General features: G+C 42.6%; 11 protein-coding genes and 1 tRNA gene. 2 read left to right on the forward strand and 10 right to left on the reverse strand.

Going from position 1 to position 15,608, the window contains the following annotated elements:
- The first annotated feature begins 2 nt into the window (after positions 1-2).
- Complete coding sequence (gene tadA / locus AABW11_RS02370; RefSeq protein ID WP_340103034.1) at positions 3-470, forward strand: tRNA adenosine(34) deaminase TadA; 468 nt, start codon at positions 3-5, stop codon at positions 468-470.
- 47 nt (positions 471-517) lie between these two features.
- On the opposite strand, the gene AABW11_RS02375 is transcribed toward tadA, so the two are convergent.
- Both AABW11_RS02375 and AABW11_RS02380 read right to left on the reverse strand, forming a co-directional pair.
- Complete coding sequence (locus tag AABW11_RS02375; RefSeq protein WP_340103036.1) at positions 518-2,089, reverse strand: VTT domain-containing protein; 1,572 nt, start codon at positions 2,087-2,089, stop codon at positions 518-520.
- 15 nt (positions 2,090-2,104) lie between these two features.
- Complete coding sequence (locus tag AABW11_RS02380; protein ID WP_340103038.1) at positions 2,105-2,899, reverse strand: lysophospholipid acyltransferase family protein; 795 nt, start codon at positions 2,897-2,899, stop codon at positions 2,105-2,107.
- A 278-nt stretch (positions 2,900-3,177) separates the two neighbouring features.
- Here AABW11_RS02380 and AABW11_RS02385 point away from each other — a divergent pair, with 278 nt between their 5' ends.
- Positions 3,178-3,996, forward strand: coding sequence for an alpha/beta fold hydrolase (locus tag AABW11_RS02385; protein WP_340103040.1), 819 nt, complete (start codon positions 3,178-3,180; stop codon positions 3,994-3,996).
- A 231-nt stretch (positions 3,997-4,227) separates the two neighbouring features.
- On the opposite strand, the gene AABW11_RS02390 is transcribed toward AABW11_RS02385, so the two are convergent.
- The 8 genes from AABW11_RS02390 to AABW11_RS02425 form a co-directional block, all read right to left on the reverse strand.
- The gene (locus tag AABW11_RS02390; protein WP_340103042.1) at positions 4,228-6,063 is read right to left on the reverse strand and encodes a hypothetical protein; all 1,836 of its coding nucleotides are present in this window, start codon (positions 6,061-6,063) and stop codon (positions 4,228-4,230) included.
- A gap of 14 nt (positions 6,064-6,077) precedes the next feature.
- A complete protein-coding gene (locus AABW11_RS02395) occupies positions 6,078-6,929 on the reverse strand; it encodes a type 4a pilus biogenesis protein PilO (protein ID WP_340103044.1) in 852 nt (283 codons plus the stop codon).
- Between the two features lie 3 nt (positions 6,930-6,932).
- The gene (locus AABW11_RS02400) at positions 6,933-8,672 is read right to left on the reverse strand and encodes a PilN domain-containing protein (protein WP_340103046.1); all 1,740 of its coding nucleotides are present in this window, start codon (positions 8,670-8,672) and stop codon (positions 6,933-6,935) included.
- A 3-nt stretch (positions 8,673-8,675) separates the two neighbouring features.
- Complete coding sequence (locus tag AABW11_RS02405; RefSeq protein ID WP_340103047.1) at positions 8,676-9,935, reverse strand: type IV pilus twitching motility protein PilT; 1,260 nt, start codon at positions 9,933-9,935, stop codon at positions 8,676-8,678.
- Positions 9,936-10,488: 553 nt separating this feature from the next.
- Positions 10,489-10,980: a Crp/Fnr family transcriptional regulator gene (locus AABW11_RS02410; RefSeq protein WP_340103048.1), complete on the reverse strand. Its 492-nt coding sequence runs from the start codon at positions 10,978-10,980 to the stop codon at positions 10,489-10,491.
- Between the two features lie 11 nt (positions 10,981-10,991).
- Complete coding sequence (locus AABW11_RS02415) at positions 10,992-12,764, reverse strand: GspE/PulE family protein (protein WP_340103049.1); 1,773 nt, start codon at positions 12,762-12,764, stop codon at positions 10,992-10,994.
- A gap of 1,098 nt (positions 12,765-13,862) precedes the next feature.
- Positions 13,863-13,951, reverse strand: a tRNA-Ser gene (locus AABW11_RS02420).
- Between the two features lie 95 nt (positions 13,952-14,046).
- Positions 14,047-15,573, reverse strand: coding sequence for an MFS transporter (locus AABW11_RS02425; RefSeq protein ID WP_340103050.1), 1,527 nt, complete (start codon positions 15,571-15,573; stop codon positions 14,047-14,049).
- Between the last annotated feature and the right edge of the window lie 35 nt (positions 15,574-15,608).

Below are 15,608 nucleotides of genomic sequence, written 5' to 3' on the forward strand. Positions count from 1 at the left end.
TTATGTTTAACGGAGATATGTCTTCGCCTCATGAAAGATTTATGCGAGAAGCGCTGAAGCTTGCTGAGACTGCTTACCTAAAAGATGAAGTTCCTGTGGGAGCTGTGGTGGTTCACCAAAACAGAATCATTGGGCGGGGCTACAATCAGGTTGAGATGCTGTGTGATCCCACGGCACACGCCGAAATGCTGGCTTTGTCGGCTGCTTGTACAACCCTGCAAGAAAAATACCTGCGTAACTGCACGCTTTATGTAACACTTGAACCTTGTATGATGTGTTCCGGAGCTGCCGTTTGGTCGAAGCTCGAGCGAATCGTTTTTGGAGCAATGGACGAGAAAGCAGGCTCATGCGGAACCGTTTTTAATCTGGCGTCGAATAATAAATTAAATCATCAAACTGAAATTATTCAGGGAGTTCTTGAGAGCGAGAGCAGTCAGCTTTTAAAGCGATTTTTTAAGTCGAAACGGTAACAGACTTTAGTCATAGCTATATAAATTCAAAAGCGAGAGGGCATAATTTATTTGCCTATTACCCTTTGCTTCAATCGAATCAGGTATACAGCAAGCTCTTTTCTTCCTTTTTTGGTTGATAGCGGTACAAGAAGCTTAAACCCAAAATAGAGAACAATCACCAGGGTAAAGAAAATGTGTATTGCATACTCCTGGTAAATTTGCAGGTAGTCGAGCATCTGCTGCCCAACAATAATAGATGTTCCCAGCACCAGAGGCGTCCAGATTAGAATAGAGATTAAGAAATAAATAAAAAATGTCGGAAATGCAGTTTGAAGAACGCCTGCAGAAAAATAGGTTGGAAATCGCGTGCCCGGCAAAAATCGGCTTCCCAGTATAATTTTGAAACCGTTGTTTTTGAATAACATCGCTGTCCAATCAATATCTTTTCGAGAAATGAGCCATTTGAATGGTGCTTTTTGTATGATTGGCCGTCCAAATATTCTTCCCAGCCAGTAGATACCTGAGTCTGCAACCAAAATACCTACAAATATCACCAGGAATGCTGCCCAAATTGTAATAACATTGCCGGCAGCCAGTAACCCGGCTCCAATACACCCTAAATCCTCGCTGATCAGTGTAACAATGGTCAAAAGCAAAACTAACATGAAAAACGCCCAGCCGGCTACCGGTGGAACATCTCCAAAGTTGAAATCCTGTTTTGCAAGCTCTATCCGTTCGGCGGAAATTTCGCCCGGCCCGGGTGTGGTTTTGGCATCAACGTTTGATAGAAACTCGTTATAGCTCCTGGCCCAGGTGACAGCTTTATCATGAATTGCAGAATGGTCTCCTTCATTTATTACTATTGAACTTTGTGGGATTAAACGATGATGCTCCCTGGCGGTATTAACTGAAATTTGCCGGTCTTTTTCAGAATGCAGAATATGTACCGGCAATTTAACAGACGATAGAATATCACGAAAAGCCCGTTGATCCATTTTGTTAAGAAATCGAGCTCCCTCAAGATCGATGGGAATATGTTTTTTCCAGTGTGCGAGTGGTAACCCATGATCCACCAGCCAGCCAACAGGGTACAAAATTGTGTAGATCGGTTGATTAAGCACATGATAGCCCAAAAAATGAAATTCCTGAACACCAATCGCCGAAATCATCGAGTAACTCCTTATGCTTCGTCTCATATTTTTTTCGAGCATCTGGATTGCAACGGCATTCCCGAATCCATGGCCAATAAGATCAACTTGGTCAATTCCTTTTTTTTCTAAAAAACGATGCAGAATATCAGCCCGGGCCTCCGGCGAGTGGGTTATCAATTCTCCCTCGCTGTTCTCTGATGGGAAAAGTGGAATAATAACCCGTCGTGAATCTGAAATTGTCTGGGAGAATCTCTCAAATTTTTGAATAGGTATAAATGGGTCAGGAATCATTAAAACTACGGATTGTCCGTTTGACGGACCAAAGTCTAAGTACGAAAATGGAAGTGCTGATCCCTCCCATTCAAGCGTTTCAGCAACTTCATATTTATAGGACTTATTCTCTACTGGAAAAAAATGCTGAACCAAAAGAGAAATTGAGTACAAAACAAGGAGTACCAGCAGGAGTTTTTTGTAGGTGCGGCTCATTACTAACTAGTACCTTTAAAACTGGAGGGGTTCAAATTTTGTGTCATTCGAACTGCACATCGGATTGAATAGCTGTGAAATATTTTTGTGAAGTTTTCGAGATAAAATCTTTCTATCATTATCTTTTATCACCTTGTCTCCAAAAGAAATGGTTGCGTGTATAACTTTTTCCTTTGCCAATCGGGTTAGGTGTGAATTGAGTGAGATATTTTCCCACCAGTTAACGACTTTGTAGGCCGTATCGTCTCCATTTTCTGTGGAATACCAGAGTGCACAGTAATGGGCACCCAGCTTTGAACGTGCCGGATACTCAAGCAGAGCCGCGCGAAACGGCAAAATTTCACATCCGGGGCTTGTCGTTCCTTCCGGGAACAAAGTAAGTCCTCTGTTATCTGTTACAGAATTTGAAATCTCTTCATTAACACGGGCTACATCAGACCGTCTTTTTCTGTCGATAAACACAACACCAATCGTTCTGGCAATAAAGCCAAGTACCGGCCAGTCAGCAACCTCTGATTTTGCAACGAAAGTGGTTTTTAACTGACTAAAAAGAACTATAATATCAATATAGCTCAGATGGTTACTGACCATAAAAAAAGGTGGTTCCGGTACATGGCCTTTAACATGCACCTTTATTGAGAGTGTTCTGGCTGCCCATCGGCCCCAGGTAGACAGAGTTTTATTGCGCCAATTGTCTACCGGCTTATCAAAAAGTCGTAAGACACCATAGCCGGCGATAAATGCCGAATACACTCCAAGGGTAACTGCAACAACAGATATGATCTTACAGAAGGCGTAGATTGATCTCATTGACTAAAGGTACTAATGTTTAAGAGGTAAATCTGCAGTTATCAAACGATTTTTTAGTCCATAAAAACCTAAACCAATTTTTTTGATGGTAAAGGTTTGATTATTTTAGTTTTCTGTTATTAGCAATCTGAGTTCATTACCTCGTCGTATATCTTTTATCGAATGTTGCGCGATCACCTTAAACGGGTTATGAAATATATACATTTTTAAATTTGAACTGAACCCGGGATTTTAATTATTGATCTTTTTTAAACTGCCAGCTTAGCGCTTCAGGAATTATGCTTCACTACAAAAAATTTATAAAAGATAACTCAAGTGACTGGGTAGTTTTCATCCATGGTGCCGGCGGTTCGTCTTCCATCTGGTTCAAACAGGTTCGTGCATACCAGGAGTATTTTAACGTATTACTGGTTGATTTAAGGGGACATGGTAAATCAAAAGAAATGAGTACGATGAAGGCGTATTACAAAGAAAAGTATACGTTTAAAACTGTCAGCCGCGATGTACTGGAAGTACTCAAGCAAAATAAAATTGAATCTGCCCATTTCGTCGGTGTGTCTCTGGGAACAATTATTATCAGGTCAATTGCGGAAATAAAGCCCGAGGTCGTAAAATCGGCTGTAATGTGCGGTGCAATCACACGGCTTGACGTCAGGTCCCGCATTCTTGTTTGGCTTGGACATACCTTCAAGAAAATTGTTCCCTTCATATGGCTTTATAAACTCTTCGCATGGGTAATTATGCCAAAAAGAAATCACCAGGAATCAAGAAGTATGTTTATAAGTGATGCAAAGAACCTTGCTAAAAAGGAGTTTCTTAAATGGTTCCGGCTAACCTATGATGTCAATCCACTGTTAAAATATTTCAAAGAGAAAGAGATGAAAAATCCCACGCTTTATGTGATGGGCAGTGAGGATCATATGTTCCTCCCTCCTGTTAAAAAAATGATTGGGAATTTTGAGCGAAGCGAGCTTAAAGTTATTGAAGGCTGCGGGCATGTTTGTAATATTGAAGAACCGGAACTGTTTAATAAGATCTCTATTGAATACTTGATCAAGCAAAGTTCCAATGTTCACCAGGATACTTTAGCCAACTGATAATTATTTTATAGTAACGCTACAAGATGTTGATACACAAGACAAAAGTTGTATTATAAAATCCAGATTACATCAATTTTTTTAAAGGACTCTTTCCATCATTTTACTATTCTGAATAACTCTTTGGTCTGGTCAAACGTGGTGTTGCACAAGATTACAGACCTTGATCAAAAAAAAAGCCCGAACGAATGATTCGGGCTTTTCTCGAAATGGGCTATACTTCTTTACAAGTTACTCTCCGTTTAACTTGAGCCTTCTCTCTTGCTTAATCAATCTTGATAACCATGCTTCAGGCTGTCGATTTGCCTGAATCTGTTTTACATATTCTATAGATTTCTCTTTTGATTCAAACCCTTTATAGGCGACAAAGAAAAAACCGGTCACCGGGTTGTACAGCATATGAGCATCCAGACCCTCCTCTTTAAAAGAACCATAAAGTCGATCAGCGTTACTTCTAACTTTAAAAGACCCGCCGATCACGTAAAACTCATAGTCGCCATGATTGCTATTCACATTATGCATCTCCATCTCCTTATAGGCTCCATCATATCCCGACAAATCACGTTTATGCAACGGTGTATGCTGAACTCCTGCGTATTCCGACCCCGGTCTGATCTCATTCATATCGACTTCTTCACGTTCAACAGTTTCAAGAATACGGCGATTACTGTTATCTGATGCTGATGTTACGTCTTCCGAATCGTTTACTGCCCCAGAAGCCGGACCATTCATGCCACTGTTTTGTGACGTAGATGGCGGTACCGGAGATTTATCGCTTATATATTCCATGTTGTTGCGATGTCGCTCTTGCTTCTGAGAAAGTAGTTCACCTTTACTTTGAAATGATCGTTCAAGTCGTTCATCCAAAGATTCCTCGAGCTCCGCCTGCAGCAATACGATAAGTTCTGATTCCTGGCGATCTACGGAGTTGTATCCAAATAAATATTTCAGGCCAAAAAACCATCCGGGTAAATCCTTCAGGATGGGAATTCCCCGGCGAACTTCTGATTCCTCTGTTCTGTAAAGACCTGCAATAACTGTACTTTCACCATCCAGTAAGAGTGCATGCGTATTAGCCTGCTGCTTATTGATGATGGTGCTGACAGGATCGGGTTGTGCTGATGATCGTTCTGCCTCAAGCTCCAGGTAGATAAGCGTGGTATCCCCTATTTCTACAATCTGTGGACGAACCAGCAGAATGGTTCCCGTACTAAAGAATTGATCAGTGACATTGCCCGCAAAATCCCGCTGTTTAATTGAGAAATCCTGTCCAACCTGGATTCGTCCTTCCTGGCCGTCCATTACCTTTACGCTTGGTGTTGCAAGTATTTGCCCGAGATTGTCGGCCTCAAAGGCACTGAACAGAGCCTGAACTTCAATACCTCCGCCAATATCTCCAAAGTTTACGATAGAATTGAAGACACTCTGAGACACATTTTGTGCGCCTTTAGAATTTACGGCTACAAATCGGCCATCGAACTCAGTGCTTGGTAAGCTTTCGCTTGATTCTTCTCCCACAAAATCACCCAGGTTATCCGGAACACTATTCGATATGGTGGACCAGTCGACCCCAATTTCCTGTAATGCACGTTTGTTACCCTCAAAAAACGTGGCATTGATACGAACTTCCCGTGTTTCGGTGTTAACGGTAAATCCGTCGAACTCTTCGCCCGAAATTCCGGAACTTTGAACAGTTTCGTCTGTAGCTGAAGTAAGTTCCGCTGCCTCCTTCTCGGTAACAATTTCGAGAATATCTTCTGACTCAAGTACAACAAGTTTCTGAACCCGCATAATGTAGTTAAGCGCGTCTTTCCAATGCATAGCTGGTAATGATACACCTATTGGGCCGGTTGTATTAGTACGATCGATGATAAATCGATTTTCGTATTGCTGGGCGTAGTTCGTGAGAACTTCAATTGCATCCTGGAACTGGGTTCGTCTATCGAACGATATCATCTCCTCTGGATTAGTATATTCCCGCGGCGGTCGTTCTGCTGCTGCCTGCGAAAAAGCAATTTGGGTGAAACCTAAAAGGAATATAATTGATAAAATGACTGATTTGATCATAAGTTTTGGACTGTTCATCGTTCTACCTCCAGCGATACTGATTCGATTATACCGCCCTTATTCAGGCGAAAATTGGCGATACCCTGATTAATATTTATGGTTTCGAGGAAACCGAGATACACTCTGTCGCCCTCTCGAAGTGTTTGTAGCGAGCCGGTTTGATCGAGCAGGTAAATCATGCCGTTACCTATTCCCACAAGCTGACTCTGTTCAATGTTAATTCTGTTTTCCGTATTCGGCTCAACATTTCGAATCAGCGGATAAAATGGGTTATGGGATGCAAGTGTAATCTGCCCCGAGATTCCCGGTGTGCCGGACACATTAAAGTAATTGAGCCGGTCGTAATAGCTGGACAAGCGCATTGTAAATGTTACATAGCTATATTCTTCTGCCTCATTAACAGGTGATATTACAAGCTGTTCAATCTTCTGAACGGGTTCACTATTCTCAATACGAGTCAGAAAGTTCAAAACGGATGTATATGGCCCTCTTCCTGAAAGTTGTGATGTAACAATACCATACCGGTCGTTGCTTGTGGAATCGCTAAACACATAATCGAATTCAATCGGCGCCGTGTCACTCAACAGCGACAGGTACCGGTAGATACGATCAGGATTATTGGTTCTAAAAAGAGTTTTATCAAAATTTTCGATAAACATTCTGGATTCTTCAAACTTAACTTCCAGTTCGGGTAATTGATCGGCTATGGCCTTTTTTCGGTCATATTCCGTTTGAAGAGAAGAAACCTCTGCCTCGAGCTGTTCAATTATTGGCTGCTGATAAAAGCGGATAAAAAGATAACCACCTGCTCCAATCAATATTAGAGCCACCAGCAGAATGAGAGTATTTCGTAATGCGTACGACATAATTTAAGGTGTTGAAGCGTCTGAGATTTCAGGATTCCATTGAGGTGTGAACAGCGACGGATCATCAACTACGTCGCGGATCATCATGGAGAAAGCGTAAATTTCTCTCTCGCGGATTTCCTGTTTGCGTACATTTAGCAGCGTCACGGTTTCAAATTGTGACGCAAGTTCCGGTATCCTCTCCTGATAGAGAGAAAAGCCGTCTACCATAATCAAATCTTCGTTTTGTCTGAACGACGAAACCCACAGACTTCCGGTATTTTGAACGGCGCGGTTAAACTCATTGAGAGTTACAGTCCATTTTATATTATTTTCATTGAGCTCCTGCAGCAGTGTAAGCTGTTCCTGCATTGTGCTCAACTCCTGCGAAAGCTGTTCAGATCTGGTTACAAGAGGTTCAACATTGGTAATCATCTGCGTGAGCTGTGATGATTCTGATTCCAATGACTCAATTTGAGACTGGTTTTGCTGGTAAAAATGATTCAGCACAACAGGACTCAATCCAATTAGAATCAGAAGCAGAATACCATGCCATTGAAGCCTGAAAATCTTTTGCTGATCAATTACGTAAGAGGGTAAAAAAGAGAGTCGTATTTTTTTGGTGATCTCCGATTTTGCCGCTATTTCGGCCAGACCAATGGCTGTTGTATAAAAGGGTACAGTTGCACTTAATGTATCTCCGTAAATGACCTTTTCATCATCAAAAGTGAACTCTTCAACCTTCAGCTCACTAAAGCTTTCACGAAAGAAGTCAAGAACAGGTGTGCCTTTTCCGTTGTTAAAAATGATCAGCTGATCAAGCCCGGGTACCTCTCCTGTATCTATCTGGAAAAGTATTTTCGAAAAAATAGTACTCAGATAGTTCTTATCATCATACCCTTCATTTATAACGGGAGATACCTGTAGCAGCTGTTCTCCTTTCAAAAAAAGGAGTCTGCTCTTTGTTTTTCCCACCTGGAGAAGAGCCGAAACAATTTCGGGATTCATCTCATAATGCTCTCGGTAGAGCCCCGCCATCACAGATTCATCCGGGGTGACATCACCAATCAGGTACTTTTCTTTATTATTGGTACCGGCATTGAAAACAAGTGAAAGCGTTGGCGACTCATATTCAAGAGACCCGATGACCAGTGTGCCGTCGTCGCGAATCTCAAAATCGTAAAGATCTACATTCGGCTGACGGTTATACAGCGAGTAGAGCTTGTCTTCAATAATATCAACGAGCTCTTTTTTCTTGAGTTCAGAATAATTCAGGTCGTTGAGGAACTGGAAAATAGTATCGCCGGCAGGGATATTTACCGCAACATATTTTCTTTCTGAATCAACCGACGACAGATAGTCATAAACCAGTTTCTCATTCGAAATCGATTCATCGGTCTCGGCCATCAGGTCTTCCCGTGGATCTTCCCCGAACTCCTCTTCATCGAGCTCAGCGAGATCAATTTCGCCGAACAGTTCATCCGTCTCTTCTTTAGCTGAGCTCTTTTTCGCTGTTTCTTCGGGTTGGGATTTATCAGTGCCGTTATCAAGGCCAAAAATGAGGTCAGCATCAAGCTCATCTTCAAACGCATCACTCTCCTCATCCTCCATTGGTAAAGGCGAATTTGCTTGTTTAATGGGATTCACAAGCGTTAACTGATCCACACGCACAACGCGAAGCTTATTTTTTTCAGATACTACCCTGGCAAATTTGAGGCTGTCCCCTTCCAGGCTAATTCCAATATATTCTTTAGGTTTAAACATAGCTTAGTAATCCAAGTCGTTAAGGAGCTGGTAAAGTCTCTTTTTGTTATTGGCATTGTTGATAGCTTCCTCTTTCGAGATGATGCCCTCATCAAACAGCCGTTTCAAATCCTGCTCCATCGTGATCATTCCTTTTTCGCTGCCTTCGGCAAGCATCTGGTAAATTTCATTGACGTTATCGTTACGGATAGCAGCGCGAACTGACGGTGTGACCAGTAAAACCTCCTTGGCCAGCACCCGTTTGCCATCAAGGCTCGGAATCAATTTTTGACTTATAACGCCGGTTAAAACATCTGCAAGCCTTGATCGCACCCTGTTTTGTTCCTCGGTGGGAACCTCACCCAAAATCCGCTCTATACTTTCCATTGCGGACGAGGTGTGGAGCGTGCCAAATGTTTTGTGACCAGAGTCTGTAATTTCCAATGTTGTCATGATGGTTTCCGGATCGCGAAGCTCACCAATTACAATAATATCCGGATCCTGCCGCAGCGCCTGAATCGCCCCGTTTTTAAACGACGTTACATCCCTACCAACTTCCCTGTGGCGAACCACGGAGCGTATCGGCGTGTGAATTAATTCAACCGGTGAGGCGATAATGACGATATGTGAGTCAACCGTACGGTTGTTGGCGTCAATAATCGTATCGAGCGTACTTGATTTACCGGACCCCGTGATTCCTGTGATGAGCGTCAGCCCATATTTATAATATTTCAGGCTAAGCGCTTTGGCTACTCCCGGATGTACACCAAGTGTTTTAAACGGACGGATTTCTTCATCAATTTTCCGCATGTTCAGCGCAAGGTGCTCAAGGTCGAAATAGGCATTGGCCCGAAACCGCTGGGCTTTTTCGCCATTCTGGGTTGGCAAGGAATACGAAAAGTCAAGGTTTCGATTCTGCAATAACTGATGACGCTGCTCCTCGGTGATAATACTGTGAATGAGCAGGTCGGTTTCCCTGTGGTTGAGCGTTTCAGGAATATTCAAGGGTGATTTATTGCCAAATACCCGATACCAAATCTTACCATCACAACCGCCGCCGCCAATATCAATATCCGATGCTTCATTCTTTCGCATGTGGAGCAAAAACGTATGCAGCGAATTCATCAGCTGCTTGCGTTTCAGATCATCAAGCTGTTTGATCTGTTTTCCAAGCTCGGCGTGATAGTCAAGTCCCCGGAAGGAATCCGGTATGTTTTGAAGGATCTCTCCCGCAATTGAACGAATCGGTGCCAACGATACTGTTGATGTTTCTGACTCAACCATGAAGCAGTGATTTTTAAATATTAAAAAAATCTAATGTTTACTTATATAGACCAACTCACAACCAGTTTGTTACAAAATAATTTGAAGAATGGTGATATTGATCAAAGACGATTTTAAGACTGCGGCCCGATAGTTAGCATTTACCGGGCGGGCAAGATCTACTTACTATTACTTATCGTCCAAAATGGTTTTTTCTAAAGAAAGGAGTGTAATAGATGATCGAAAAGATATGTCGTATGTCTGTACTGTCTGAAAACGAATCAGCAGCATTTAGGAGGTGAGCTACTAACCTGGATGAATTGCTGCTGTTGCCTAACGACAAGCTAAATCAATTGGCTCTTTGTTGATTTGTGTGGATAAAATTTAAAGTGCTTTCATGATTGGTAAAGATTTTAATCTCTGTTGACTTCATGCAGGCTTTAAAAAAACCCTGAATTGACATCTATGTCAAAATCCATTTCCGAATCATATCCTCATAGAAATGAAAAAACTTTTAATAACAATATTCACCAATTAATGAGGAATCTATTAGCCAACCAATTAAACCTTTGAGTTAAGGCAGCATTGATTTCTTTAAATAGTACAGCTGAGTGTTCATATTCGAGATTTTATTTTGCTGGATCTCTATGATGTTTTTGGTAAAAATATTGAAAAGTTTTTCCGGCCGTTTGCGAAAATAATTCAGCGTCTCATATCGATCATATTGCAGCATAATGCAGTCCACCTCGCAGGTTACTCTGGCAAGCCGGTTGTTTTTGCTGAACAGAAAGGTTTCTCCCATAAAATTCCGTTCGCCCAGGGTGGTCAGCTGAATATTTTCTTTCCAGATGGAAACTTTACCCGTTGCAATCAAATAAGCTGAGTTGACATATTCATCTTCCCTGATGATCGTATCTCCTTCCACGAACCGAATTTGTTCTCCCAGTTCGAGAAATGCAAGCGTATCTTCATAATGAAAGTTTTTCAACAGATGCGGCGGATCTTTTAACAAGTCCCGTAAATGCTTCTGCATAATATCTGTGCCCGATTGTTTTTCCTCTTTCATACTCAAATGTACTAATCGTCTACTGTGATTGCCATAATTTCCTCAACGGTGGTATCCCCTTTCTTGATTCGCTCTCTGCCCGATGCCCGAAGAGTAAGCATACCATTTTTTATAGCCGTTTCCTTAATGTGTTCTTCATCAATTTCTCCGCCAGACTGCAGGATAATACGTTTTATCTCTTTGGAAAAATAGAGCGCCTCCATAATTGCCACTCGTCCCTTATATCCGGTATTATAACATTTTTCACAGCCGGCTGCTCTATAAAATCTGGAATTTTCAATTTCAGTATCGTTGAATCCAATTCCCCGCAAAGTTTCATGCTCAGGGCTATACATTTCCTTACAGCTACAAAGTCGACGTACAAGTCGCTGTGCCATCACAAGATTCACCGCATTTGCTATCAAAAACGGCTCAATTCCCATTTTGTATAGTCGAGAAACCGCACTTGGAGCGTCATTCGTGTGAAGCGTTGAGAACGTAAGGTGACCGGTGTTCGCCATTTTAATGGCAACCTCGGCCGTCTGAAGGTCCCGCATCTCACCCACCAGCACAATGTCGGGGTCATGCCGAAGAATACCACGAATAGCTTGTTCAAACGTCATATTCTTACCAATCTTAAGCTGACGTGCGCCTTTAATCAGGTACTCCACCGGCTCTTCAATGGTAAGCACGTTCTTAGTGGGATCAATAACGTAGTAGAGTGCGGCCACAAGCGTGGTAGACTTACCGCTCCCGGTTGGTCCCGTAATAATTACTATACCAGACGGCTTCTCTATCGCTTTCACAAAATCTTTCTTGGCCTGCTCCTGGAGACCAAGTACGTTAAGGTCGGTAATTACCTCACGGTCATCCAAGATCCGAATCACAATTGATTCGAATTTACGATCAAACTGTGCCCCAACCATCGGCATAATCGACACCCGGTACCGAATGTTGTAGTTATCTACGGCCCGCTGGATAAACCCATCCTGTGAGCTGTCTCTTTCAAAGCGGTCTACATTTCGTGTTTTATCTTTGATGACAGCCGTAATCGCTTCCGGTTTCACATTTTTCTGCTGATACCAGAGCTGAAGCTTACCGTCTGTCCTGAATCGTATATCCGTTGTTGTTGGGCCGCTGGGGATGATATGCATATCACTTACCCCACGCCGAACCCCCTCAACCAGCATTCCCTCAACAAGGGAATTAAGCATACTTTGGTTGATTTCTGCATCAATTTCGTCCTCATCAACCTCCTCCTCTACCTCGCTGATATCACCATCCTCCATGTCGATATCCTCGAGCAGATCCAAAAACTCATTTTTCTGCTCGTAAACTTTGGAGAGGATATCATCAATCAATTCATACCGGCAATAACGAATGTCGAACTCTTTATAATTGAGGTTCGATATAAGATTCGATAATTCAGGGTTGGAAGGATCGGGTGTTGCAATAGTGAGCGAAGTGCTGTTCACAGCAACAGGTATTGCTTTTTGATGAACCAATTCATCAAGTGTTTCCTTGGGAACTTTTTCGAGATATGTTTTTATCGACTCTATTTGATCTTCCGGCAGGGCATCAACCCCATAATAAATCTCATCGAAAGCATAAATACTTGCGATTTCACGCATAATAGCGTGACGGTCCAGGTTGAGATCCTGGTGCAAGATTTGGCCCAATCGTCGGTTTGACCCTGCCGGCTCCTCATCGAGAATTTGTACCGCAAGGCTCAGCTCTTTCTCACTTATGACACCTCTGCTTAACAGTAGATTGCCGATGTGTTGTTTTGTATTAACCTTGCCCATACAATCTGGAAGTTCCTCTGATCAATCAATTTGTTGTTGTTCAAACCGGTACACTTTTGGGAATGCAAACCGGCCGATAAACTACCCTTGAACTATCTATTTGAGGGTAGTTGGGATTACACAGCGTTTGACGGTTTTAATAGTATTTGTAATGTTATCGGTCAAACAGCTGGGAAACTAAAGTGGGCTTGATGAGGTGAGTAAGTACCAGGATATTTAAAATGAAGTTTGAATCACCGGCACTAAAAGCAGCACATATTTGATAATGAAAGGCTACTGCTGAAACGAAAATTACCCACGACATTCCATTTTTGTTTTTAGAGAACTGAAAATTGATAAATTGTGAAAGATTTTCTCTCTTATGAAACGATGTGCGTAGACGTTGTGAAATACTGAGGGCCCCACCCCTGCCCCAATAATAACTGGCTTCGGAAGTTTTCTCAGGTCCGAACCCTCACTGGGATGGAAATAATAAAAACCCTTTGGAATGAATTTATCCCCACTTTTTTGAGACATAGCGATTTGCTGAAAAGACCTCTCCTCGCCCGAAGGCTAAAAAAAAATAATGTATCAACTGTAAATTAATTTACATGATATAGCCACGAAGTCCCGAGGACACTAAGGATCACAAAGGTTTAATGGTTGAAATTATGGAACTTAGTGTATCTTCGTGACCTTGTACCTTTGTGGATAAAATGACTAATCTAAGGGTTTAATTGGTAGTTCTTTCACAACCTCACCAAAACGAGACAGACTCCAAAGCGACAGGCGGTTGCTGAGCAGCAACGAGCCAGAGGTGGGTTTGTTGATCTGTAATATTAGAGAGACATGGATCTACCTTGGCAATCCGATGAGGAACCTGTCGGCATCTCTTTCGAGATTTTGATTGACCTCGTCAGACATTGCATTTTTAGAGAAAAAATTAAGCGAGGAATTTTAAAACTGTGCCTTGCTGAAACTCAAGGAAGCAGCTCTAAGAAAAATACCATCTCTCAGAAAAAAATGCGGAATGGGAGAGATTCTGCTATGGGCATCCATTCGGTATCTCTTTCGAGGTACTATAAAGGCGGGAAATATAAAGATGGAAATCGTAAAATGCGGAGAGGGAGGGATTCGAACCCTCGGTACCTCTTTCGAGGTACACACGCTTTCCAGGCGAGCCCATTCGACCACTCTGGCACCTCTCCGGGTGAAGAATTCAGTTGTTCCTGAAAACTTGCAAGCCAAGAATATAGGGGTTTACTAATCTACTATCAATAAAATGTGCTGTTCTTTCATAATCTTAAGACTCGGCATCTACATCATCAACGAAATACATGGTGCCGGCAGCAATAATCATCACAATTCCGCCCAAAACAAGAGCGAAAACGGCCTCTCCTTCAAAGTACGTTCGGGTAACGTAACCAAGAATAGTCGCAGCTATGAGCTGTGGTAAGACAATGAAAAAATTAAAAATTCCCATATAGAGTCCCATCTTTTGAGATGGAATCGAGCCAGCCAAAATTGCGTATGGCATTGCAAGAATTGACGCCCAGGCAATACCTATGCCAATCATGGAGTAAATGAGATGTATCGGGTCAGATATATAGTAGATCATGATCAATCCTATTCCGCCGAGTATGAGTGACAGCGCATGTACCCACTTTCTGCTCAGCAGTTTTGCCATTGGTGCCAGGCCAAATGCTACGATGGCGGCTACCCCATTGTAAACGCCGAACATCACACCAACCCAGTCGGCCCCTATGTTGTATAGTTCACTCGTTGTATCAGTTGCTTCGTAAACATGAGCCGTCACGCCGGCTGTCGTATAAATCCACATGGCAAACAGGGCGAACCATGAGAAAAACTGAACTAAGGCCAGCTGCTTCATTGTTTTGGGCATGTGAATAAAATCGTGCATCACCACTACCAGCCCCTGTTCTGTTTTTCCATTCTTTTGAAACAAACCTGCAAAAAACATAACCACACCAATTGCGATTAATCCGCCTGTAGCAACGTAAACTTCCTTATCCAGAGCATATTCATAGGTCAGGTAAGTTGTAATTACGCCAATGACTGTGAAAATAAGTCCAAGATTAATTTTCTTCTGACCTTCGCCGGCAATGATAGGGACATCCCGAATGGCGTTTTTGTCTTCTATTTCATTTTTTTCAGCCGCTTCAAATGCTTCCAGTTCCTCCGGTGTATATTCTTTTGTGCGAAAAACAGTCCAGAGTACAGCACTTAAAAATGCAAAAGCACCAAGGTAAAACGACCACTTGACTGATGGCGGAACCAGTCCGGGACCGGCCGTATTGGCCACGCCGAACCAATTTGTTAAGATCCAAGGAAGCGCGGATGCCACTACCGCACCTGTACCAATGAAGAAACTCTGCATGGCGAATCCTTTCGTTCGCTGTTCCGACGGCAGCATATCGCCGACAAATGCCCGGAACGGTTCCATAGAGATGTTTATAGAGGCATCCATAATCCATAACATACCTGCGGCAACCCACAATGCCGGTGAATTTGGCATAAAGATGAGTGCGATTGAGGCAGCTATTGCCCCAAATAAAAAATAGGGCCGTCGTCGTCCAAGCCGGGTCCACGTGCGGTCACTAAAATACCCGATAATCGGCTGAACCACGAGTCCTGTTAAGGGCGCGGCTATCCATAAAATCGGAATATCGTCCACATTTGCCCCGAGCGTCTCAAAAATACGGCTGACGTTTGCGTTCTGTAATGCAAACCCAAATTGGATACCGAGGAAACCGAAACTCATGTTCCAGATCTCCCAAAAGCTAAGTTTTGGACGTTTTTGAGGCTTCATATTTTTTGAGTAGGTGACTTATTAATTTTGGAGAT

The sequence above is a fragment of the Rhodohalobacter sp. 8-1 genome (assembly GCF_038150125.1).
Lineage (GTDB): Bacteria > Bacteroidota > Rhodothermia > Balneolales > Balneolaceae > SW132.